The 22,578-nt window shown below is 67.3% G+C and carries 17 protein-coding genes; 15 read left to right on the top strand and 2 right to left on the bottom strand.

The window, feature by feature from the left end; genetic code table 11:
* Positions 1–7: 7 nt before the first annotated feature.
* Positions 8–667 carry a hypothetical protein gene (locus AB4Y44_RS12630; RefSeq protein WP_342923408.1) on the bottom strand — a complete coding sequence of 220 codons (660 nt, stop codon included), beginning with the start codon at positions 665–667 and terminating at the stop codon, positions 8–10.
* Positions 668–876: 209 nt separating this feature from the next.
* Between AB4Y44_RS12630 and AB4Y44_RS12625 the strand changes: the two genes are divergently transcribed.
* The 15 genes from AB4Y44_RS12625 to tagF all read left to right on the top strand — a co-directional run bounded on the left by AB4Y44_RS12625 (position 877) and on the right by tagF (position 21,241).
* Positions 877–1,380 (top strand): DUF3455 domain-containing protein, encoded by a 504-nt coding sequence (locus AB4Y44_RS12625; protein WP_342923407.1) that lies wholly within the window; start codon positions 877–879, stop codon positions 1,378–1,380.
* Between the two features lie 82 nt (positions 1,381–1,462).
* On the top strand, positions 1,463–2,518 hold the full coding sequence (tssA, locus tag AB4Y44_RS12620) for a type VI secretion system protein TssA (RefSeq protein ID WP_342923406.1): 1,056 nt from the start codon (positions 1,463–1,465) through the stop codon (positions 2,516–2,518).
* Between the two features lie 43 nt (positions 2,519–2,561).
* Positions 2,562–3,077: a type VI secretion system contractile sheath small subunit gene (gene tssB / locus AB4Y44_RS12615; RefSeq protein WP_342923405.1), complete on the top strand. Its 516-nt coding sequence runs from the start codon at positions 2,562–2,564 to the stop codon at positions 3,075–3,077.
* Between the two features lie 10 nt (positions 3,078–3,087).
* Entirely contained in the window at positions 3,088–4,602 is a 1,515-nt protein-coding gene (gene tssC, locus AB4Y44_RS12610) for a type VI secretion system contractile sheath large subunit (RefSeq protein WP_368699727.1), read from the top strand.
* A 49-nt stretch (positions 4,603–4,651) separates the two neighbouring features.
* Positions 4,652–5,143: a type VI secretion system tube protein Hcp gene (locus AB4Y44_RS12605; protein ID WP_342923403.1), complete on the top strand. Its 492-nt coding sequence runs from the start codon at positions 4,652–4,654 to the stop codon at positions 5,141–5,143.
* Between the two features lie 7 nt (positions 5,144–5,150).
* Entirely contained in the window at positions 5,151–5,657 is a 507-nt protein-coding gene (gene tssE, locus AB4Y44_RS12600; protein ID WP_368699726.1) for a type VI secretion system baseplate subunit TssE, read from the top strand.
* The gene (gene tssF, locus AB4Y44_RS12595; protein WP_368699725.1) at positions 5,654–7,507 is read left to right on the top strand and encodes a type VI secretion system baseplate subunit TssF; all 1,854 of its coding nucleotides are present in this window, start codon (positions 5,654–5,656) and stop codon (positions 7,505–7,507) included. Before tssE ends, tssF begins: the two co-directional genes overlap by 4 nt.
* Positions 7,492–8,508 carry a type VI secretion system baseplate subunit TssG gene (gene tssG / locus AB4Y44_RS12590; RefSeq protein WP_368699724.1) on the top strand — a complete coding sequence of 339 codons (1,017 nt, stop codon included), beginning with the start codon at positions 7,492–7,494 and terminating at the stop codon, positions 8,506–8,508. The genes tssF and tssG overlap by 16 nt, the downstream gene beginning before the upstream one ends.
* Positions 8,509–8,512: 4 nt before the next feature.
* The gene (gene tssH, locus AB4Y44_RS12585; RefSeq protein ID WP_368699723.1) at positions 8,513–11,116 is read left to right on the top strand and encodes a type VI secretion system ATPase TssH; all 2,604 of its coding nucleotides are present in this window, start codon (positions 8,513–8,515) and stop codon (positions 11,114–11,116) included.
* On the top strand, positions 11,103–13,088 hold the full coding sequence (locus AB4Y44_RS12580; protein WP_368699722.1) for a type VI secretion system Vgr family protein: 1,986 nt from the start codon (positions 11,103–11,105) through the stop codon (positions 13,086–13,088). Before tssH ends, AB4Y44_RS12580 begins: the two co-directional genes overlap by 14 nt.
* Entirely contained in the window at positions 13,085–14,443 is a 1,359-nt protein-coding gene (gene tagH, locus AB4Y44_RS12575; RefSeq protein ID WP_368699721.1) for a type VI secretion system-associated FHA domain protein TagH, read from the top strand. Before AB4Y44_RS12580 ends, tagH begins: the two co-directional genes overlap by 4 nt.
* 8 nt (positions 14,444–14,451) lie before the next feature.
* Positions 14,452–15,786: a type VI secretion system baseplate subunit TssK gene (gene tssK, locus AB4Y44_RS12570; protein WP_368699720.1), complete on the top strand. Its 1,335-nt coding sequence runs from the start codon at positions 14,452–14,454 to the stop codon at positions 15,784–15,786.
* 24 nt (positions 15,787–15,810) lie between these two features.
* The gene (gene tssL, locus AB4Y44_RS12565; protein WP_342923395.1) at positions 15,811–17,163 is read left to right on the top strand and encodes a type VI secretion system protein TssL, long form; all 1,353 of its coding nucleotides are present in this window, start codon (positions 15,811–15,813) and stop codon (positions 17,161–17,163) included.
* The gene (tssM, locus tag AB4Y44_RS12560) at positions 17,160–20,684 is read left to right on the top strand and encodes a type VI secretion system membrane subunit TssM (protein ID WP_368699719.1); all 3,525 of its coding nucleotides are present in this window, start codon (positions 17,160–17,162) and stop codon (positions 20,682–20,684) included. The genes tssL and tssM overlap by 4 nt, the downstream gene beginning before the upstream one ends.
* Positions 20,681–21,241 (top strand): type VI secretion system-associated protein TagF, encoded by a 561-nt coding sequence (tagF, locus tag AB4Y44_RS12555; RefSeq protein ID WP_342923393.1) that lies wholly within the window; start codon positions 20,681–20,683, stop codon positions 21,239–21,241. Before tssM ends, tagF begins: the two co-directional genes overlap by 4 nt.
* Here the strand turns inward: tagF and AB4Y44_RS12550 are convergent.
* The gene (locus AB4Y44_RS12550) at positions 21,238–22,575 is read right to left on the bottom strand and encodes a serine/threonine-protein kinase (RefSeq protein ID WP_368699718.1); all 1,338 of its coding nucleotides are present in this window, start codon (positions 22,573–22,575) and stop codon (positions 21,238–21,240) included. The two genes, tagF and AB4Y44_RS12550, sit on opposite strands and share 4 nt — an antisense overlap.
* Positions 22,576–22,578: the final 3 nt, after the last annotated feature.

Genomic DNA, 22,578 nt, shown 5'->3' with positions numbered 1-22,578 from the left:
ACGGGCGTTAGCCGTGACTCGTGCGCAACTGAAAGCGCCAGCGCTCGAGATTCGAGAGTTCATCCACGGTCTTCTTCTCGATGTCGCCGCGGATCAGGTGATGAATCGTGAGCCGCCCCTGCTGTGTCTCCAGGATCTGCACTAGCCGCGCGCGCTCCCGCTGGCCCTCGAAGCCCAGATCGAAATAGATGACACGGCGACGCGTATCCCCGGTGACGAGGCTCAGGCCACCGCCGCCACCCGTGCCGCCGAGCACGCCCATCTGGGGAATGTCCCGGATGTGGAGATTCCAGCTGAAGCCATGGCGCGCAATCCACTTCCTGGCATCCTCCTCGCGCTTCATGGCCATGAGTGCGGCGGGCGGATGGTTGGTCACATCGGTCGCGATCGTATAACGCGACCTATGCCAGTTTCTGAAGGTATTCGACTCGCGATTGTGCGCATACATGTTCCGTACGATCCTGCCTTCGAAGTCCCATTTCTGCGTCGCGGTGTCGAACCTGAACCATTCGATGCACTCGTTCCATTCCAGTTGAGGACATTCGATGTCAGCGGCGATGAGTTTGCCGAGCATGGGTGCCTTGACCTCGGCGCGAAACGTCAGGTCGAATTGATGACCTGCGGTGCCCCTGGAGGAGCGCCCGCCGATGGGTTTGATCCGCTCCACGGGCACAGCGAGACTGGAAATCGTCATGCGGGCTTTCATGGCCTGCTCCTTTCAATTGCGGATGCAGCCATAACAGCCGGACGTTTCCAGATATTCCCGCCCGTGCCTGGCACCCGGCTGCAAAAACAAATGGAATAGTTTTCCGCGCCGGGCTGTTGTGGAAGAGCGGATCGAACTGGATCGACCTGCGGAGCCAAAGGAGCGTCTCCATGCATCGCCTCTCACGCGGGAAGCACATTGCAATTGGGGCTGGGCTGATTTCGATGATGAGCGGACCGTCCGCACAAGCCGAATCGGTCGACATGCCGGGAGCACAGCCGTTTCTGAGCACGACCGCAGCGGGCGTGCAGATCTACGCCTGCGAGTACGGTGCGGATCACGCGCTCGGCTGGGTCTTCCGGCAGCCGCGCGCCACGCTCTACGACGCACACGGCGCCGAGGTGATCGAGCATTCGGCCGGTCCGTCGTGGCAAGCGCGCGACGGCAGCCGCATCGAGGGAAAAGTCGTCGCGCAAGCGCCCAGTGATACGCCAGGCAGTGTGCCGCAACTGCTGCTCGAAGCGCACTCCACCGGATCGCAGGGCATGCTCGCCCCGGTGCGCTACGTGCAACGGGTCAGGACGGTTGGCGGCGTAAAGCCGGCTGCGCCCTGTACCGTCGAGCACGAGTCGGGTAGTTCGCCCTATATCGCAAATTACATCTTCTATAAGTAAGAAGACCGATCACTGTACGGTCCGTCAGGAAAGATGGATCGACAATTAGTTCGGAATGCAAAATTAATCGATTCAACCTGCCATGACCATCGATTTCATTACGCATCAGGACTGGACCGCGTGGCTCGAGCCACTCACGCAGGCCGAACCCTGCGGCCCCGACCTCGAATATGACGCGCAATTGCGCGAACTCGAAGAAGCGGTCAGCGGGCATCCAGAGGCCGAGTATGGCGCCACGCTCGTGGCTGCGGTCCCGCCCGACTGGGAAGCTGCGGATGCGCTGGGCACCGCATTGATGGCGCGCACGCGAGACCTTCGCGTGGTGATGCATCTGGCGCGGGCGCGCTGGGTTCGCGAGGGCATTACCGGTCTTGCGGACGGCCTTGTCCTGACTGCCGCACTGCTGGAGCGCCACTGGGAGCACGTGCACCCGCAACTCGACGCCGGCGACGGCGACGGCGACGACGCGACGGCCCGCATCAACGCGCTTGCCGCGTGGACGGAAGCCGGCGGCGTGCTCGCCGGTCTCATGGATAGCCCACTGCTGGGAGGTATTTCCCCGGTCACGCTGCGCGAGTGGTCGTATGCGAATGGCGAAGCCGTCGCACCCGAAGGGCACACGGCGATGAGCCTCGCGGCGATCGAAGCGTCGATCGCTGTGTCGCCTGATGCCGCGCGCAGCGCGAAGAAGGCGTTCGACACCGCGTACGACAGCGTCCGCGCGATCGAAGCGACGCTTGCCGAACGTGTCGGCGCGACTCAATCGCTCGATTTCGCCTCGTTGAAGGCGTTGCTGGAGCGCGCATCGTTGCTGCTTGCAACGGGCGTGGGCGTGCACCGGGACGAGGCGCAAATGCATCACGCAGAAGAGACCGGTGTCGCGTCGCCCGTCGGCGCCAACAGTAATGCACCCACCAATGCAATCGGCAGCCGCGCCGACGTGGCCGCCGCGCTGCGGCGCATTTGCGCCTGGTACGCGCAACACGAACCTGCCAGCCCCGTGCCGTTACTGCTCGAAAGGGCGCGCGGACTCGTCGAGAAGTCGTTTGTCGATCTCTTGAAGGACCTCGCGCCGGAAGGGCTCGCGCAACTTACCCAGGTGGTCGGTACGGCTGCCGTCGAAACGCCGGCGGAATGAGCGAAGCCGCACCGCAACGCAACTCAACCAGGAGAACGGTCAAATGGCCAAGGAGAGCAGTCAGAAGTTCATTGCGCGCAATCGGGCGCCGCGCGTGCAGATCGAGTACGACGTGGAAGTGTACGGCTCGGAAAGGAAGGTCAACTTGCCTTTCGTAATGGGTGTGCTGTCCGATCTCTCGGGGCACCCGCAGGAAGCGCTGCCGCCCGTTGCGGAACGCAAGTTTCTGGAGATCGACATCGACAACTTCGACGAACGGTTGCGCTCGATGAAGCCGCGCGTGGCGATGCAGGTCGACAACACGCTGACCGGCGAGGGCAAGATCGGCGTGGACATGACCTTCGCGAGCATGGACGACTTCGAGCCCGCCGCGATCGCTCGCAACGTCGAGCCGCTCGCGAGGCTGCTCGAAACGCGCAGCCAGTTGCAGAACCTGCTGACCTATATGGACGGTAAGACCGACGCGGAAAAGCTCGTCGCCCGCCTGCTCGAAGACCCCGCGCTGATGAATGCGCTGGCCGCCGCGCCGAAGCGGCAGGACGCGACAGACTCTGAATAAAGGACCCAGCATGGCAGACACCCAACTCGATCCATCCGCGTTCGCGCAGCCAGAAAGGCAGGAAGCCGACGCGCAAAGCCCCTCCGGCGAGTTTCAGCAGCTCTTGCAGAAGGCATTCCGTCCGCGCACGGAGAAAGCGCGCGAAGCGGTGGAAAGCGCCGTGCGCACGCTCGCGGAGCAGGCGCTGCTCGACACGCACCGCGTGTCCGACGATGCGCTCGCGACCATCGAAGCGCTGATCGCGCGCATCGACGAAAAGCTGAGCGCGCAGATCAACGTCATCCTGCATGCAGAGCCGTTCCAGCAGCTCGAAAGCGCATGGCGCGGGCTGCACTACCTCGTCACCAATACCGAGAGCGACGAGAGCCTCAAACTGCGCGTGATGAACATTTCAAAGGCCGACCTGCACCGGTCGCTGCGCAAGTACAAGGGCGTGGCGTGGGACCAGAGCCCGCTCTTCAAGCGGCTCTACGAGGAAGAGTACGGCCAGTTCGGCGGCGAGCCTTACGGCGCATTGGTGGCCGATTACTACTTCGACAACAGCGGCCCCGACGTCGATTTCCTCACCCAGATGGGCAAGATTTCCGCCGCCGCGCACGCGCCGTTCATCGCAGGCGCGGACCCCGCCGTCATGCTGATGGACTCGTGGCAGGAGTTGGCGAATCCGCGCGATCTCACGAAGATCTTCCAGACGCCCGAGCACGCCGCATGGCGCTCGCTGCGCGATTCCGAAGACTCGCGCTATATCGGCCTTGCCATGCCGCGCTTTCTCGCGCGCACGCCCTATGGCGCGAAAACGAGCCCCGTGGAAGAGTTCGATTTCGAGGAAGACACCGCGGGCGCGGACGCGTCGAAGTACGCGTGGGCCAATGCGGCCTACGCGATGGCCGTGAACATCAACCGCTCGTTCAAGACGTGGGGATGGTGTTCGCGCATTCGCGGCATCGAGTCGGGCGGGGTGGTGGAGAATCTGCCGGTCCACGCGTTTCCCACCGACGACGGCGGCGTCGACATGAAGTGCCCGACGGAGATCGCCATCAGCGACCGCCGCGAAGCCGAGCTGGCAAAGAACGGCTTCATACCACTCGTCCACAAGAAGAATTCGGATATCGCAGCTTTCATCGGCGCGCAGTCGCTCAACAAGCCGATCGAATATGAAGACCCGGACGCCACGGCGAACGCGAACCTCGCCGCGCGCCTGCCTTATCTGTTCGCCTGCAGCCGTTTCGCGCACTACCTCAAGTGCATTGCGCGCGACAAGCTCGGCAGCTTCAAGGAGAAGGACGACATGCAGCGCTGGCTGCAGGACTGGATTCTTCAGTACGTGGACGGCGACCCCGCCAACTCGTCGGAAGAGACCAAGTCGCGCCGGCCGCTCGCGGCGGCGGAAGTCGTGGTCGAGGAGGTGGAGGGCAATCCGGGCTACTACACCTCGAAATTCTATCTGCGTCCGCACTATCAGCTCGAAGGCCTGACGGTTTCTTTGCGGCTCGTTTCGCGGCTGCCGTCGGCCAAAGCGGCCTGAGCGACCGCCTTCATCAAATCTGCACCAACCCGATCAATAAGGAATCCAAATGGCAGTCGATATTTTTTTGAAACTTGGCACGGTCACGGGCGAGTCGCTGGATTCGACTCACAAGGACGAGATCGACGTGCTCTCCTGGAGCTGGAGCATGGATCAGTCCGGCACGATGCACCTCGGCACGGGCGGTGGCGGCGGCAAGGTCGACGTGCATGATCTGTCGATCACCAAGTACACGGATCATGCCACGCCGGCCATCATGACCGCGTGCGTGACGGGCAAGCACTTCCCCACCGGCAAACTCACCGTACGCAAGGCGGGCGGCACCAAACCGCTGGAGTACTACACGATCGACCTCGAAAAGGTGCTCGTCACGAACTACGCGACGGGCGGCTCGGACGGCGAGGACCGCTTCACCGAAACGGTGACGCTCAACTTCGAGAAGTTCCACGTGACCTACCAGCAGCAGGACCCGACCACCGGCTCGGCGCTCGGCGGCGTGGTCGAGTGCAAGTGGAACATTCCGGCCAGCGCGACGGCGTAAGCGGATCATGCGCACGAGAAACGCCGAACGCGTGCAGCCCTCGCTGCTGGAGCGGCTGACCGACCATGCGCCCGAAGCGACCAGCGAAGTCCGCGAGCATCGGGCCAGTTCGGCGCGAGCGCAGCGCCTGAGCGTCATGCGCGATATCGGCTGGCTGCTCAATGCGCGGGGCATCGCGTCGGCACAGGAAATCGCGCGCTATCCGTGCGTGGCCGACTCGGTACTCAACTTCGGCTTCGCGGAGCTGGCGGGCAAGTGCGCGTCGGACGTGGACGTCACGCGGATCGAACGGCTGATTGCCGAAGCCATCGGTGCGTTCGAGCCGCGCATCGTCCGCGGCACGTTGCGCGTGCGCGCCAAGTCCGGTGGCGTGGATATCGCACACCACGCGCTGGCGTTCATCGTCGAAGGCGATCTCCATGCTCATCCGGTGCCCGAGCGGCTGTATTTGCGCACGGAACTCGATCTGGAGGCCGGCAAGGCGAACGTGTACGAAGAGGTGACGCCCCGATGAACCCCGACTTCCTCCAGTACTACAGCCGCGAACTGCAGCATGTGCGCGAGATGGGCGGCGAGTTCGCCAAGGCGTTTCCGAAGATCGCGGGGCGCCTGGGTCTCGAAGGTTTCGATTGTGCCGATCCCTATGTGGAGCGGTTGCTCGAGGGTTTCGGCTTTCTGGCCGCGCGCGTGCAAATGAAAATCGATGCGGAGTTTCCGCGCTTCACACAGCATCTCGCCGAACTGGTGTATCCGCACTATCTCGCGCCGACGCCCGCGATGACGGTCGTGCAACTGCAGCCCGACAAGACTCACCCCGCGCTTGCGGACGGCGTTGCCGTGCCACGCGGCACGCCCCTGCAGGGCCGCTTCGACGGCGAGCGCGCGACGCGCTGCGAGTTTCGCACGGCGCACGCGCTGACCTTGTCGCCGCTCGAACTGGTGGAGGCGCGCCTGTTCACGCACACCGGCGCGCTGCCCGGCGGCGTCGCCGCCATGCCGCGCGGCGTTAAGGCCGGCCTGCGCCTCAAACTGCGCGCGCTCGGCGAACGCTCGATCAACGACCTCGCCATCGATCATCTGCCCATCTATCTGCGCGGCAGCGACGGCACGGCGGCAAAACTCCATGAACTGCTGGTCGGCTCGACGCTCGGCATCGCGACGCCCACTGGTGTGCTGCCGCCTTCGTCGCTGCGCCCGCTCGGCTTCTCCGACGACGAAGCGCTACTGCCCGTGAGCGATCAATCGTTTCCGGGCTATCGCCTGCTGCAGGAGTATTTCGCTTTCGCGCAGCGCTTCATGTTCGTCGGCATCGATGGATTGCATGCGCATTTCGCTCGCTGTGAAAGCCGCGAGATCGAGCTGGTTGTCCTGCTTTCGAAGGGCGATTCCGCGCTCGAGCAACGGGTCGACCACGAGAATTTCGCGCTCCATTGCACGCCCGCGATCAACCTCTTTGCGCGCCGCGCCGATCGTATCGCGGTGACGAGCGAGCAGTTCGAGCATCACGTGGTGGTGGACCGCACGCGGCCGCGCGACTTCGAGGTCTATCGCGTGCAAGGCGTGACGGGCCATCGCCCGGGGGGCAGCGCGCCGGTCGAGTTTCAGCCGTTCTACCGCATGCGCGATCTCGGCGCAGGCGAACCCGACACGGCGTTTTATCAGGTGCGGCGCGAGAAGCGTCTGCCGTCCGCCCGCGAGCAGGAGCGCGGCGCGCGTTCGTCGTATGCGGGCAGCGAAACCTGGATTGCGCTGGTGGATACGCACGAAGCGCCGTATCCGGGCGATCTCCATCAACTCGCTGTCAGCGTGCTGTGCACCAACCGGGATCTCACACTGACCCTGCCGCTCGGACGCGGCGAAACCGACTTCACCCTGGAACTCGAAGCGCCGGTTTCCGGCGTGCGCTGTGTCGCCGGGCCGAGCCGCCCGTTGCCATCCTATGCGCAAGGGGCAGTCGCGTGGCGTCTCCTGAGCCACCTGTCGCTCAACTACGCGTCGCTCGTGGACGACGCGAACGGGAGCGGCGCGCGCGCCATGCGCGACCTGCTTGCGCTCTACGCGCCCGAAGGCGACGGCGCGGCCGCGCGGCAGATCGAAGGCCTGCGCTCCATCGGCACGCGGGCGGTCACGCGCCGCCTGCCGTCGCGCGGGCCGATCGTGTTCGGGCGCGGCCTCGCGCTCGATGTGCTGCTCGACGAGAGCGGTTTTGAAGGGGCGAGCGCGTTTTTGTTCGGCGCGGTGCTCGCGCGCTTCTTCGAGCAATACGTGTCGATGAATTCGTTTACGGAGACCTTCGTCTCGTCGACGACACGCGGTGAAATCATGCGCTGGGCGCCGGGGAGCGGGCAATGTCGGACGCTGTGATGCTATTCGAGCGCTTTTCCGCCGAGGCGAACCGCTTCGACTTCTTTCAGGCCGTGCGATTGGTCGAATGCGCGCATCGCGGGTTGCCGCGCGTGGGGTCGTCGCTGCGCCCGCGCGACGACGCGGTACGATTCGGTCAGGAGCCCGAATTGATCTTCTTTCCGACGGCGCTGCGCCACTTCTCCAGCACGCGAGATACGGCACCGCAGCTCGCCGTGAACTTCTTCGGTCTGCTCGGCCCGAATGGACCGATGCCCACGCATCTGACCGAATACGTGCGTCATCGCGCGCGTAACGCCGGCGATCCGACTTTCGCGCGTTTTCTCGACGTTTTTCATCACCGCATGGCCTCGCTGTTCTATCGCGCGTGGGCCACGGCGCAGCCGGTCGTGAGCCTCGACCGTGACGACGACGACCGGTTCTCCGCCTACGTGGGCACCGTGTTTGGCCTGAACGAAGGCGCGCTGCGCCATCGCGACACCGTGCCCGATTTTGCCAAACTGCATTTCGCGGGGCTCCTCGCGGGGCCCACGCGCCACGCAACGGGCTTGCGGATTGTGCTGTCGCGCTTTTTTGGCTTGCCGGCTGAAGTCGTGCAGAACGTGGGGCACTGGATGAGGCTGCCAGAAACTGCGCTGACGCGCGTCGGTTCGCGCGATGAAAACGCCCGTATGGGCGTCGGCACGATGCTCGGGGCGAGAGTCTTCGATCGGCAGCACAAGTTCCGCGTCGTGCTCGGGCCGCTTTCGCTGGACGATTACGAGCGCTTCCTGCCGGGCGGCGCAAGCCTCGCGCGGCTCGCCGACTGGGTGCGTCTGTACGTGCGCGATCCACTCGAATGGGACGTGAACCTGCAGTTGCGGCGCGCGCAGGTGCCGCGTCTCGCGCTGGGGCGCAAGCAGCGCCTCGGCTACACGACCTGGCTGCACGCGCGCGCGGCCACGGCCGACGCGTCGCAACTCAAGCTGCGTCCGTTGACCCACTCTCATGCAAAGGACTAGTTCAATGGCAGACATCAGCCGCGCCGTCCTGTTCGGCAAACTCGATACGCTCAGTTTCGGCGCGATGGAGAGCGCGACCACGTTCTGCCGCTTGCGCGGCAACGCGTATGTCGAGCTTGCGCACTGGCTGCATCAGATGCTGCAGTTGCCCGATTCGGACCTGCACCGCGTGATCCGCCACGCCCATATCGAGCCCGCCGCGCTCGCGCGCGATCTGACCGAGGCGCTCGACCGGCTGCCGCGCGGGGCGGCCTCCGTCAGCGATATTGCATCGCAACTGGAAGAGGCCGTGGAGCGCGGGTGGGTCTATGCCTCGCTGCTCTTCGACGCGCCGAAGGTGCGCAGCGCGCATGTGCTCGTCGGCATGTTGCAAACGCCTGCGCTTCGCAACGCATTGCGCGGCATTTCGCGCGAGTTCGACCGCGTGAAGCTCGACGACCTCGTCGCCAACTTTGCCGATGTGCTCGACGGTTCGCCGGAAGCGTCGACGCCGGCGGCTGTCGTGGCGCAGGAACCCGACACGGCGCATCGCACCGACGACGCCCTGCAGCGCTTCACCGTCGACCTCACGGCCCAGGCGCGTGAGGGCCGGCTCGATCCCGTGGTGGGCCGCGACGCGGAGATTCGCCAGGTCGTCGACATCCTCATGCGGCGCAGGCAGAACAATCCGATCCTCACGGGCGAAGCGGGCGTCGGCAAGACGGCGGTGGTCGAAGGCCTCGCGCTGCGCATCGCGGCGGGCGACGTGCCGCCCGCGCTGCGCGACGTGAGCCTGCGCGCGCTCGACGTTGCACTGCTGCAGGCCGGTGCGGGCGTGAAAGGCGAATTCGAGGCGCGGTTGCGCCAGGTGCTGGAGGCCGTGCACGCGGCGCTGCATCCCGTCATTCTCTTCATCGACGAGGCGCACACGCTGATCGGCGCGGGCGGCGCGGCGGGCACCGGCGACGCGGCGAACCTGCTCAAGCCCGCGCTCGCGCGCGGCAGCGTGCGCACCATCGCGGCGACGACGTGGTCGGAGTACCGCAGGCACATCGAAAAAGATCCGGCGCTCACGCGGCGGTTTCAGGTCGTGCAGGTCCACGAGCCCGAAGAGGCGCGCGCCGTGACGATGATGCGGGGACTGGCCGCCGCGCTCGAGACGCATCACGGCGTGCAGGTGCTCGACGACGCGATCGACGCGGCGGTGAAGCTCTCGCATCGCTATCTGCCCGCGCGCCAGTTGCCGGACAAGTCGGTGAGCCTGCTCGATACCGCATGCGCACGCGTTGCGGTGAGCCAGCACGCCACGCCGCCGGCCGTCGACGACGCGCAGCGGCGTATCGACGCGCTCAACACGGAGCTGGAGGTGATCGGGCGCGAGGCGGCGATCGGCATCGACACGGCGGCGCGTCGCAACGCCGCGGCGGCGGCATTGCAAACCGAAACCGCGCGCCTTGCCGATCTGCACGCGCGCTGGCAGGTGGAGCGCGAGATGGTCGAAGACATCCTCGCGCGCCGCGAGGCGCTGCGGGAGGGCGCACCGCACGCCGATCTGGCCGCGTTGCGCGAACGCCAGGCGCAGCTCGCCGCGCATCAGGGCGACGCGCCGCTCGTGCTGCCGGGCGTGGACCGCCATGCGGTGGCGGCAGTCGTGCAGGACTGGACCGGCGTGCCCGTGCTCAACATGCTGAGGAACGAGATCGGCAGTGTGCTGCGCCTGAATGAGGTGCTCGACCGCCGCATCATCGGCCAGCAGCACGCTACGCAAATGATCGCGCGGCGTGTCCAGACTTCGCGCGCCGGCCTCGACGATCCGGACAAGCCCGTTGGCGTGTTTCTGCTCGCGGGCACGTCGGGCGTGGGCAAGACCGAGACGGCGCTCGCGCTCGCCGAGGCGCTCTACGGCGGCGAGCAGAACCTCATCACCATCAACATGAGCGAGTACCAGGAAGCGCACACGGTGTCGCTGCTCAAGGGCGCGCCGCCGGGCTACGTGGGCTTTGGCGAGGGCGGCGTGCTGACCGAAGCGGTGCGCCGGCGGCCGCACAGCGTCGTGCTGCTCGATGAAGTGGAGAAGGCGCATCCCGACGTGCACGAGCTGTTTTTCCAGGTCTTCGACAAAGGCCGCATGGACGACAGCGAAGGCCGTTCCATCGATTTCCGCAATACGCTCATTCTGCTCACGACCAATGCGGGCACCGAATGCATTGCGCAGTTGTGCCGCGATCCACGAACGAGCCCGCCGATGGAGGTGATTGAGCGCGAGCTCCACACGCAATTGCTGGAGACCTTCCCGGCTGCGTTGCTCGGACGCATGGTGACCATTCCGTATTACCCGCTCTCCAATGAGATGCTGAGTGCCATCATCCGGCTGCAACTCGGCCGCGTGGCTGAGCGTGTGACGCTCACGCACGGCGTGCCGTTCACCTATGACGAAAGCGTGGTGACGCAAATCGCACAGCGTTGCACGCGTATGGAAAGCGGCGGCCGCATGATCGACGCGATCCTCACCAACAGCGTGCTGCCGCGCATCAGCACGGAGTTCCTTTCGCGCGTGATGGACGGCAAAACGCTTGCGCGTGTGCACGTGAGTGTCGAGGGAGAGGAGTTCGGCTATGCCTTCGACTGATCGCCATGTGCGCATGACCTGTGCGGCGCTCGGCCACGAAGCGGTGTTTCTGCGCATGTCGGCGAGCGAGGCGCTGGGACGCCTCAGCCGCTTCGAGATCGCATTCCTGAGCGTGCGCAACGATATCGATCCGGGCGCGGTGCTCGGGCAGAACCTGTCTGTCACGCTCGACTATCCAGCGGGCGGGTCGCGCGAGTTCAACGGGATCGTCACGACGCTGCGTCTGCTCGCGCCCGGCGACGCCACGAAGAACCGCATGGCGCGCTATGAGGCGGTCGTGCATCCGCGGCTGTGGCTGCTCACGCGCGCCTCGCACCGGCGCTTCTTTCATCAGCGCACGGCGCCGCAAATCGTCGCGCAAGTGCTGGAGGCGTACGACATCGACTTTCGCAACGCCTGTACGGCGAGCTATCCGCCGCTCGACCATTGCGTGCAGTACCGCGAGACGGATTTCGACTTCGTGAGCCGCCTGATGGAGCGCGAGGGCATGCATTACTTCTTCGAGCACGCAGGCGGCAAGCATACGCTCGTGCTGGCCGATTCCGGCGGGGAGCATCGGCCCATCGCGCACTACGAGTCGGTGCCGTTTCAGGGCTGGGACACGCCAGAACCCGACGAAGAATGCGTGTACCGCTGGCACGCGGGCGCGACGCTCGAAACGGGGCGCTACGAAGTCAACGACTACGACTTCGAAAAGGCCTCGGTGAGCAACAGCGAAGGGCTCGTTTCGCGCGCCACACGCAGCGCACCCTACGATCCGCCGCGCTATCTGATGCAGGAGCATCTGAGCGGACATCTGAAAGCGGGCGACGGCGAACGGCTCGCGCGCATCAACGTGGAGATCCATCAAGCGCAGAACGACGCGATGGAAGGGCACACCACCGCGCGCGGTATCGCGGCGGGCGGGTTGTTCGGGCTGCGCGATCATCCGGGCGGCGCGCAGAACCGCCAGTATCTGGTGATCGAGAATCAGGCCGAGATCGTATCGGATGCTTACGTCTCCACGAGCGACCCCACGCGGCCGCTGTTCGACTGCCATTTCAGGGCGATTCGCAGCGACAACACGTTCCGTTCGCCGCGCATCACGCCCGTTCCTCGCGCGGCGGGCCCGCAGACGGCGGTGGTGATCGGCCCGCCGGGCGAGGAGATTCTCACGGACAAGTACGGGCGCGTGAAAGTGCAGTTCCACTGGGAGCAGCTTTCGCAGGCAGGCGCCGCGGATCGGCTCGATCGCTGCTGGGTGCGCGTGGCGCAGGGCTGGGCGAACCGGCGTTGGGGGGCGATGTGCCTGCCGCGCATCGGCCAGGAGGTGCTGGTGGATTTCATCGAAGGCGATCCCGACCGGCCTGTGATCGTCGGCGCGGTCTACAACTCGACCAACATGCCGCCGTACGACCTGCCCGCGCAGAGCGCGGTGTCCACGCTCAAGAGCCAGTCGACGAAGGGCGGCAACGGCTACAACGAAGTCCGCTTCGACGACCGCAAGGGCGGCGAGCAGATGTTCTTTCACGCCGAGCGCGATCACGAAACGTGGGTCAGGCACGACGCGCTGATGAACGTCGCCGGCGAGCGGCATGTGCGCATCGGCTGCGGCGAGTTTCGCGAGACGCGCGGCGCGCGCAACGATTCGGTGCTGGGCAGCAGCACATCGCGTGTGCTTGGCAGCGTCTCGGTGGCGAGCATGACGACGCATGAGCAGTTCGTGGGCGAGGCGTATTCGCTCGACGCCGGCGCGGCCGTACACATCAAGGCGGGCGCGGCCGTGGAGATCGAGGCGAGCGCGACCATCGCGCTGCGCGCGGGGGCGGCGTACATCCTCATCGGTCCGGAAACGATCGAGATGTCGAGCTTCCCGATTCCTCTCGGCCCGGGCGTGCCGCCGGTGCCGCTTTCCGTGCCGCCCGCGCCGCCCAGGCCGCCTCGCGACGCCGACGACGGCACGAGCAAGATTCGCAATCAGGAGGCCCCGTGAGATTGACGCTGACTGTAGAGGGCGGCGAAGCCGGCGAGCACGCCGCACCAGGCACGATCGAGGTCGATGAGCGCGCAACCATTGGCCGCGCGCCGGAAAGCACGGTGGTGCTGAACGACGCGCAACGCTGTATTTCGCGCATGCAGGCGAGGATCGAACGCCGTGGGAACACTTACGTGCTGGTCGACGCCGGCAGCAATCCGACGCTGCTGAACGGCGAGGCGCTGAACGGCCCGCGCGAGGCGGTGTTGTCCGATGGCGACCAGATCCGGATCGGCGCTTATACGCTTGTGGTTTCGCTCGAAAAAGGCGAGGAAAGCTGGGCGCCCTTCGATCAAACGCTGATGACGCAACCCACGCCCACGCAGCCGCCCGCGGCGAGCCTGCCGGGCACGCCGGAGTTCGAAACGCCGCCGCGCGCGCCGCTCATCCCCGACGACTGGGACGCGCCGCGCGCTTCCGGCACGCCGCAGGCCCTGGGCGACGCCGCGCCGTTCACGCCCGACCCGCTCGCCGCGACGCCGCTGCTGCGCGAACCGGGCCATTTCGGCGGCGAAGCGAATCAGGCGCTACTGGACGTGCTTGGCTCCGCCGACCCGTTGCGCGACGCGCCCGCGCGGGTGGCGCGCGAACCTGCCGCGCCGTCACGCAGTTTCGAGCACGTCTCGCCGGAAAAAGCGCTGGCTGCGCTACCGGCGCACCGCTCCGGGGACGCACGCGCCGCGACGCCGCAGACCCGCCCCGCGGCCCGGCGCGCGGACGACTCCGTGGTGCTGGACGCATTGCTGGAGGGCCTCGGCATTGCGCCCGCCGATGTCGCCCACCTGAGCGCGCCGGAAGTCGCACGCCTTACCGGTGCGCTGCTGCGCGAAGCCACGGAGGGCACGATGAGCGTGTTGCGCTCGCGTGCGATGGCGCGGCGCGAGGCGCGCATGGCGATGACGATGATCGAGGCGCGCGACAACAACCCGCTCAAGTTCTTCCCCGATGCGGACCGCGCCCTGACGCAAATGCTGGGCGCGCGCGGGCGCGGCTATCTCGCTCCGGACGAAGCCTTGCGCGCCGCCTACCGCGATATCCAGGCGCACGAACTCGCGCTTGTCGCCGGCATGCGTGCCGCCTTCGACGACGCCATGGCGCGCATCGAGCCCGCCGCGATCGAGCGCTCGCTCGACGCCCCCGCCGGGCTCGAGGCGCTCGTCGGCAATCGCCGGGCGCGCCTGTGGCAGCGCTTCGTGAAGACGTGGGAGCAAGTGTCGCGCGACGCGGGCGACGATTTCCAGCAGCGCTTCGGCGAACCGTTCGGCCGCGCCTATCAGGCTCAACTCGACGCGCTGCAATTTCCGAAGGATTGAGTCATAGCATGTACTGGAACAACAAAGTCATCTGGTCGGAGGGCATGTTCCTTCAGCCGCAGCATCTCCAGCAACACGACCGGCACGTCGAGGCGCTGCTCGCGGGCCGCGTGAACGGCCTGCGCGCCTATGGCTGGGGATTCACGACGCTGGAGATCGACGAGGCGCTGCTCAAGCTCGGCAAACTGGCGTTGCGCGCGGCGGCGGGCGTACTGCCCGACGGCACGCCGTTCAACCTGCCCGCGGACGACGATCTGCCCGAACCGCTCGAGATCCCCGAAAATGCCGCGAACGTCACGGTGATGCTGGCGCTGCCGGTGCGCCGCGCCGGCGCGCCCGAGTCGGGCGGCGACGGGCACGCCGACGATCTCGCGCGATACGGCGCGGGAGACTTCGAAGTGCACGACAGCAACGACGCCGACGCGCCCAGCACGCTGCTGCAGATCGGCAAGCTGCGCCTGCGCCTCGCGCTCGCGCCCGAGGTGGCCAATGCGCATGCGTGCGCGGGCGTGGCGCACGTGGTCGAGCGCCGTAGCGACGGCCGCGTCGTGCTCGACGACGACTACTGCGCGCCTTGCCTCGACTATCGCGTGGCGGGGCGCCTCGCGCGCTTCTCGACCGAACTGGGCGGGCTGCTTCAGCAGCGCGGCGAAGCGCTCGCCGGGCGCCTCGCCCAACCCGACGGCGCGGGCATGGCCGAGATCGCCGATTTCCTTCTGCTGCAGATCGTCAATCGCGCGCAGCCGCTCGTCACGCACTTCAATGCGATGGATGGTTTGCATCCCGAAGCGTTCTATCAGTCTTGCATCGCGCTGGCGGGCGAGCTTGCCACCTTCAGCCAGGCGGGACGGCGGCCGCCCACGTTCGCGGCCTACCGGCACGACCGGCTCAAGGAGACGTTCGAGCCCGTGATCGATGCGCTGCGGCTCGCGCTCTCGCGCGTCGCCGATCCGCAGGTCGTGGCGATTGCGCTCGAAGAACGCAAATATGGTTTACGGGTGGCGCGGGTCGCGGACCGCACGCTCTTTACCGGCGCGACCTTCGTGCTCGCGGTACGGGCGCAGGTGCCGGCCGGCACGCTGATTTCCGCGTTCACGAGCCAGGTGAAGATCGGCAGCATCGAAAAGATCCGCGATCTCGTGAACCTGCAGCTGCCAGGCATCGCGTTGCGCGCGCTGGCGGTCGCGCCGCGCCAGTTGCCGTTCCATGCAGGCTACAGCTATTTCGAACTCGACGACCAGAACGAAGCGTGGGCAACCCTGGCGGCTTCCGCGGGCATGGCGCTGCACGTGGCGGGCGAGTTCCCGGGGCTCGCGATGGAACTCTGGGCCATCCGTCATTGAAGTCTCGCATAGAGGACCCTTGCCATGACCGATAGCACGAACGCGCCGCTCGACGACGCGGACTATCTCGACGCGGCGCGCACGATCCGCATGCCGACGCCGGGGCGCAAGCGCGAACGCGCGGCCGGCGCCGAAGCCGAGCCCGCGCCGCAGCGCAAGCCGCAAGCCGCCGAGCCCGCGCTCGCGCCGCTCGATGCCGCGATCGCCGGGCGCAACCCGCTGCTGCGCGCGGCCAATCCGTTGCTGGAACTCGCGCTGCCGCTGCGCCGCCTGCCGAGCCACCCGGACCTCGACACGCTGCGCGCGCAGCTGATCCAGATGGTGCGCCGCTTCGAGGCCGACGGCCGCGCGTTCGGCGTGCCCGACACGCAGCTCGGTCCGGCGCGCTATTGCCTGTGCACCTTCATCGACGAGGCCATCGCGGCGACGCCGTGGGGCGCGGGAGTCTGGGGCCGCAGGAGCCTGCTCGTGACGTTTCACAACGAGGCCTCCGGCGGCGAGCGGCTGTTCGTCATGTTGCAGAGGCTCGCGCAAACCCCCGCCGCCGATATCGACCTGCTCGAACTGATCTACGTGATGCTCGCGCTTGGCTTCGACGGGCGCTACCGGCTCATCGAAGGCGGCAAGCGGCAGCTCGACGAGATTCGCGAACGCCTGGAACAGATGATCCGCGCGCAACGCGGCCCGGTCGAGCGCGCGCTGTCGCCGCATTGGCAACCCGCGGAGCAGGCGCGCGAACGGACGCCGGGTTTCGTGCCGCTGTGGGTCGCGCTGGCGCTCGCGGCCCTCGTGCTGATGGCGACGAGCCTCGTGCTCGGGCTGCGCATCAACGCGTTCTCCGACCCGGTGTTCGAGGCGTTGCGCGGGATTCGCGTGGCGCCCGCGCCCGTGCTCGCGGCCAAGACGCAGGCTGCGCCGAAGTTCGCGTCGGCGCTCGATGGTTTTCTCGCGCCGGAAATCGCGCAAGGCCTGGTCACTGTTGGCGAATCGGGGGACCGCACGACCGTGACCATCAACAACAGCGCCGAAGGCACGCAGGTCTTCGCGTCCGGCAGCGCCGAACTCGACCCGCGTTTCGTGCCGCTCGTGCAGCGCATCGGCGAGGCGTTGGCGGACAAGCCGGGCAATGTCGTCGTGATCGGGCATACGGACGACCAGCGCATCGTGTCGGCGCGCTTTCCTTCCAACGTCGCGCTCTCGCAGGCGCGCGCGGAGACGGTGCGCGCGATTCTCGCGGCGCATCTCGCGGACCCTGCGCGCGTGAGCGCCGAAGGCCGCGGCGATACCGAGCCGGTCGCATCGAACGACACCGCGGCGGGCCGCGCGCGCAACCGCCGCGTGACCATCGCCATCCTTGCGCCGGGAGCCGCGCCATGAAGTGGATCCAGTGGTTCAAAAGTCCCGCTGTCGTGACGTTTGCGGGCGTACTGGCGCTTTGCGCGCTGGTCTGGTTCGAAGGGCCGCTCGTGGCGTTCAATGGCACGGCGCCGCTCGAGAGCAGCGCCCGGCGCTGGACCGTGATCGCGCTCATCCCCGCGTGCTGGGCGCTCTATTGGGGCGTCCGGTTTGCCAAGGCGCGCATCGCCAGTTCGACGTTCGTGCAGCGCCTCGTGTCCGATGCGCTCGATCCCGCGAAGCACGCGCCGGACCCCGCGCGCAAGGCCGCCGACGCCGACGTCGCGGCGCTGCGCACGCGCTTCGAGGCGGCCCTGAAGACACTGCGCGAGTCGCGTGCGCCTGGGGGCGGCGCGCGCGGCATGCGGCGCCTGTTCGCGTGGCTCGCCCCGCGCCGCGAAGCGCTTTACGACTTGCCGTGGTATCTCTTTGTCGGCGCGCCGGGCGCGGGCAAGACGACCGCGCTGGCGCACTCGGGGCTGCGCTTCCCGCTCGCGGACCGGATCGGCGCGCAGGCGGTGGGCGGCGTGGGCGGCACGCGCAACTGCGACTGGTGGTTCACGGACCACGCCGTGCTGCTCGACACGGCGGGCCGCTTCACCACGCAGGACAGCCACGAGCAGGCCGATCGCGGCGCATGGCTCGGCTTTCTCGGGCTGCTGCGCAAGTACCGGCCGCGCCGTCCGCTCGACGGCGTGATGGCCGTGGTTTCGGCCGCCGATCTGCTGCAACAGTCCGATGCGCAGCGCGCCACCTATGCCGCCGCGATCCGCGAGCGGCTTGCCGAACTGAACCGGCAACTCGGTGTGCATCTGCCGGTGTACGTCGTCGTGACGAAAACCGACATGCTCTCAGGCTTCTCCGAGTATTTCGACGACTTCGGCCGGGACGAGCGCGAGCAGGTGTGGGGCATGACGTTTTCGCTCCCATCGGAGCAAGACGCGGGCGAAGCCAGCGCGCCGCTCGCGCGGTTCTCCGAAGAGTTTGGTTTGTTGCACGCGCAACTGCAAGGCCGCGTGCTGCAACGCATGCAGCAGGAGACCGACGCGCGGCGGCGCGCGCTGATTTACGCGTTCCCGCAGCAGTTCGCGGGCATCGAACGCGCGTTGCGGCGGTTTCTCGAAGAGGCATTCGGCGCATCGCGTTTCGCGCGCGCGCCGTCGCTGCGTGGCGTGTACTTCACGAGCGGCACGCAGAGCGGACGTCCGCTCGACCGCATGATGAGCGCGATGGCCGCATCGCTTGGCTTGAGCCGCGAGGTTGTGATGGCGGACGCCTCGAGCGGCCGCGCGTATTTCGTCAAGCGGCTGCTGCGCGACGTGATTTTCGCCGAGCAGGGCATCGCGGGCAGCGATCCGCGCGCGGTGCGGCGGCGCGCGCGCATTCAGCAGGCAGCGATCGCGGGCATCGCGGTGCTGCTGGCGGCGGGGCTGATCGCCCTGTTCGCGAGCGACCGCGCGAATCGCCGTTTCGTCGATGCAAGCCGTCAGCAGACCGCCGCGCTCGCCGAGCTTGCGAAGAAGACCAGCGCGGGCGACAGTCCGCTTACGGTCCTGCCGTTGCTCGACACGGCGCGCGATCTGCCCGGCGGCGAAGCGGAGCGCGCTTCGCGTGACACGCCGTGGTGGGCGCACCTTGGCCTCGATCAGCGAGAGAAGCTCGGCCTGGAAGCGCAGCGTGTGTACCAGCGCCTGTTGCGGCAGACCTTGCTGCCGATCGTCGTGCAAAGCATGGAGGACCAGCTTCGCCGTGGCAGCGCGGAAGATCCCGCCACGTTCTATGAAGCCCTGCGCGCGTACCTGATGCTGGGCGACCCGTCGCATTTCGACCCGGACGCGCTGCAGGTCTGGGCGCTGCGTACCTGGCGAGCGGGTTCGATGAAAGACGCGAGCGACGCGCAGCGCGCAGACATCGAACAGCATTTGCAGGCGTTGTTCCGTCGTGGCGAGTTCGATTCGAACTTGCCGCTCGATCAGAACCTGATCGCGCAGGCGCGCGCCGTGCTCAACCGCGTGCCGCTCGCGCAGCGGCTGACGGGTCGTATCGATCAGCAACTCGCACAACCGCGCCTGGCGGATTTCACCGTGGCGAAGGCAGCGGGGCCGAGCGGACAGATCGTGTTCGTGAGAAGGAGCGGCGCGCCGCTCACGCAAGGCATCGAGGGCGCCTACACGCGTGCGGGCTTCGACGCGTTCGTGCGTTTGCGTGAAGACGCGCTCGCCAATCTGTCGAAGGACGACTGGGTGCTCGGCGCGGGCCAGACGCATACGGATGCGCAAAGCACCGAGGCATTGCGCGCGGCGCTCACGCGGCTCTACAGCGAGGAGGCGATCCGCCAGTGGGACGCATTGCTTGCCGATATTGCCGTCGTGCCGTTCAGCGCACCGGGTCAGGGCGCGCGCATCGCGAACCTGCTCGGCTCGGCGAATTCGCCATTGCGAGCGCTGATTCAGGGCGTCGCGCGCGAAACGACCTTTACGCCGCCGGCCACTGCGCCCGGCAGGCTCGACGCGCTCAAGAACCGCATCGGCGCGCAGGCGGAGCCGCCCGCCGCGCCGACGCCGGTCGATACGCATTTTCAGGCGCTGCACGATCTGGCGGGCGCGGCACTGGACGAATACATCAACGCGCTCAGGGACGCCGCGGCGACCCTGCAGGCGGAGGACACGGCGCGCAGGCAGTCGCTGCCGCCGCCCGCCACGGGTCCGCTCGACCACCTGAAGCTGCTCTCGCAGAACGCGCCCGCGCCGCTCGCAGCGGTGCTGCAAGGCGTAGCGGGCAACGCCGATAGCGTGCAGATCCAGGGCCAGCGTGCGCAATTGCAGACGCTCTGGGCCACGACGGTCGCGCCCGCGTGCAGGCAGGCGCTCGACGGCCGCTACCCGCTCGTGAGGAACTCGACGCGCGACGCCGCGCCCGACGACTTCGCGCGCGTGCTTGCGCCGGGCGGCTTGATCGACGCGTTCTTCCAGAAGAATCTGCAGAATCGGGTGGATACGTCCGGCACCGTATGGAAATGGCGGCCCGAGGCAAAATCCCTTGGTATTCCTGACGATGTGCCGGTGGCGTTCCAGCGTGCGGCGACCTTGCGGGATGCCTTGTTCCGCGACGGCGGCCACGACGTGTCCGTGCGCTTCTCGGCGAAGGTGGTCTCGCTCGATCCATCGGTGAAGCGCTTTGTGCTCGATATCGACGGCACGCAACTGAGCGCGACGAGCGATGCGCCCAATGCCACCGCCGCGTTCCAGTGGCCGAGCGGGAAAGGCACGGGGCAGGCGCGTGTCGAACTCGACCCCGCGGCTGCGCTGCCGCCTCGCGCGGAAGGACCCTGGGCGCTGTTCCATCTGCTCGACACCGCGCGCATCGAGCAGGCCGGACAGGCCGATCATTTCAACGCCACGTTCGACGGCGGCAAGGTCACGCTCGCGCTCGTGGCCGGCAGCGTGAACAATCCGTTGCGCGCGGGCGTGCTCAGTGGCTTTCGTTGCCCGACGTCGCTATGAACGCAGCTGATCGAATTGACGCCGGCTTTTACGGGAAGGTCCGCACCCATGGCGATTTCGTTGGACGCGGGCTTTCCGCGGCATTCGTCGGCCGTTGGGACGCGTGGCTGCAGCGCGGCCTGCTGGCCGCACGCGAGCGCCATGCCGGAGGCTGGCTCGAGCGCTATCTGGAGATGCCCGTGTGGCGCTTTTCGGCGCCGCCCTCCGTGATCGACGACTGTGCCTGCACCGGCGTGCTCATGCCCGGCATCGACGCCGTGGGGCGTTATTTCCCATTCGTGATCGCGTGCCAGATCGAAAGCGGAGCGCGCGCCGTCGACTCGCGCTGGCACGACGAGGCATGCGCGCTGGCCCTGTCCACGCTGGCCCCTTCGTTTTCGCTCACGGTGTTCGAGTCGAAACTCGCTGCGCTGCGCGAGCAGCCAGTCGCGCTGGCATCGTGCGAAGGCGCGAGCGTCTGGTGGACTCGGTCGGATGGCGCGACGCATCGGCACGAGGGGGCGCTCGATGCGCGCGTGTTCGTGGATCTGCTCGACGCGTACGACATCGCGGACTAGTCGCCGTCGATGCCCCAGTCGCGGCGCAGCGCTTCGCGGTGTGGCTCCGGCACGGCGTCGAGCAGTTGCGTGTGGAAGGCGCGCAGATCGGTGGCGTGGGTGGCGGCGCGGCGCGCCACGATACGGGCGATGGGGCCGAGAAGCGTCGAGAGGCGCGAGGTGGCTGCGTTGACGCTTTCGTCGCTGATGGTCTGCGTGCCGATTGTGCGTGGCGCACCGGTGCCCACCGGAATCGCCAGCGAATCGAAGTCGCGCCGCGCGTCGTCGGTGGGCAAGTGAGCGCTCAGGCGTTCGCGCAGCATGTCGATGTTCGTCGCGCCTACGCATGCCCGCCGTACCAGCAGCGACGCTACGGGGCCGACATGGCTCGCGAGGCGCTTCTCCAGGTGCGCGACGAGTTCGGGGTCGAGCCGGGTCTGCATGGGCGGCGTGGAGATCGGCGCTTCGAGGGCCGCATGCGCGTGCACGGTTCGTTCGGCATCCTCATGGACATCGGCAGCGAGTGCCGCAAGCAGCGCCTCGCGCCATGCGCGCGCGCCGGCAAAGCGCTCCTGGGGGCGCTTCTCCATGCCCTTCATCACCAGGGCGTCGACATACGCAGGCAAGCCGGGCACGACGGCGGAAGGGGGAGGCGGCATCTCGTCGAGAATCTTGCGCATCACGGCGCCCGGCGTGCCCGCGAACGGGCACACGCCGGTGAGCATTTCGTAGAGCACGACGGCGGCGCTGAAAAGATCGGAGCGTGCATCGACGGCGTCGCCGGTGAACTGCTCGGGCGACATATAGCTCGGCGTGCCGAGCAGCGTGCCGGTTTGCGTGAGCTTGGACGTGTCGAGTTGCGCGATGCCGAAGTCCGCGACCTTGCATTCGCCGCGCGGCGAGATCAGCAGATTGGCGGGCTTGATGTCGCGATGCACGATGCCTGAGCCGTGCGCGTAGTCGAGTGCATCGAGCAACTGCGCGAACCAGCGCAGGGCGGCCAGCGGATTCATCTGCGTGCCCGCGCGCGCGTGCAGCGCGAGATGCGCTGCGAGGGTTTCGCCGCGCACATATTCCATCGTGATGAAGGCGGTGTCGCCCGTCTCGCCATAGTCGTACACCGCCACGATGTGCGGATGGGCGAGACGTCCCGCGGCGCGCGCCTCGTTCAGAAAGCGCGCGGTGAGTTCATGATCCGTCTCGCCGCCTGCGGGCCGCTCGATGGTCTTGAGCGCCACCTTACGCTCGATGCGCGGGTCGAACGCCAGATACACCACGCCCATCGCGCCGCGCCCGAGCACGCGCTCGATCACGTAGCGGTCGAAGGTCGTGGGGAGGTCGTCGGCTTGGGACATCGC

Origin of the sequence: Paraburkholderia sp. BR10937 (genome assembly GCF_040965695.1) — a bacterium.
Taxonomy (GTDB): domain Bacteria; phylum Pseudomonadota; class Gammaproteobacteria; order Burkholderiales; family Burkholderiaceae; genus Paraburkholderia.
Note: the sequence above shows the minus strand (reverse complement) of the source record. Positions and strands in the feature narration are given on the sequence as shown.

Coding starts and splice junctions, on each gene's coding strand:
- AB4Y44_RS12625 (WP_342923407.1), top strand. CDS start 877: ATGCATCGCCTCTCACGCGGGAAGCACATTGCAATTGGGGCTGGGCTG.
- tssA (WP_342923406.1), top strand. CDS start 1,463: ATGACCATCGATTTCATTACGCATCAGGACTGGACCGCGTGGCTCGAG.
- tssB (WP_342923405.1), top strand. CDS start 2,562: ATGGCCAAGGAGAGCAGTCAGAAGTTCATTGCGCGCAATCGGGCGCCG.
- tssC (WP_368699727.1), top strand. CDS start 3,088: ATGGCAGACACCCAACTCGATCCATCCGCGTTCGCGCAGCCAGAAAGG.
- AB4Y44_RS12605 (WP_342923403.1), top strand. CDS start 4,652: ATGGCAGTCGATATTTTTTTGAAACTTGGCACGGTCACGGGCGAGTCG.
- tssE (WP_368699726.1), top strand. CDS start 5,151: ATGCGCACGAGAAACGCCGAACGCGTGCAGCCCTCGCTGCTGGAGCGG.
- tssF (WP_368699725.1), top strand. CDS start 5,654: ATGAACCCCGACTTCCTCCAGTACTACAGCCGCGAACTGCAGCATGTG.
- tssG (WP_368699724.1), top strand. CDS start 7,492: ATGTCGGACGCTGTGATGCTATTCGAGCGCTTTTCCGCCGAGGCGAAC.
- tssH (WP_368699723.1), top strand. CDS start 8,513: ATGGCAGACATCAGCCGCGCCGTCCTGTTCGGCAAACTCGATACGCTC.
- AB4Y44_RS12580 (WP_368699722.1), top strand. CDS start 11,103: ATGCCTTCGACTGATCGCCATGTGCGCATGACCTGTGCGGCGCTCGGC.
- tssK (WP_368699720.1), top strand. CDS start 14,452: ATGTACTGGAACAACAAAGTCATCTGGTCGGAGGGCATGTTCCTTCAG.
- tssL (WP_342923395.1), top strand. CDS start 15,811: ATGACCGATAGCACGAACGCGCCGCTCGACGACGCGGACTATCTCGAC.
- tssM (WP_368699719.1), top strand. CDS start 17,160: ATGAAGTGGATCCAGTGGTTCAAAAGTCCCGCTGTCGTGACGTTTGCG.
- tagF (WP_342923393.1), top strand. CDS start 20,681: ATGAACGCAGCTGATCGAATTGACGCCGGCTTTTACGGGAAGGTCCGC.
- AB4Y44_RS12550 (WP_368699718.1), bottom strand. CDS start 22,575: ATGTCCCAAGCCGACGACCTCCCCACGACCTTCGACCGCTACGTGATC.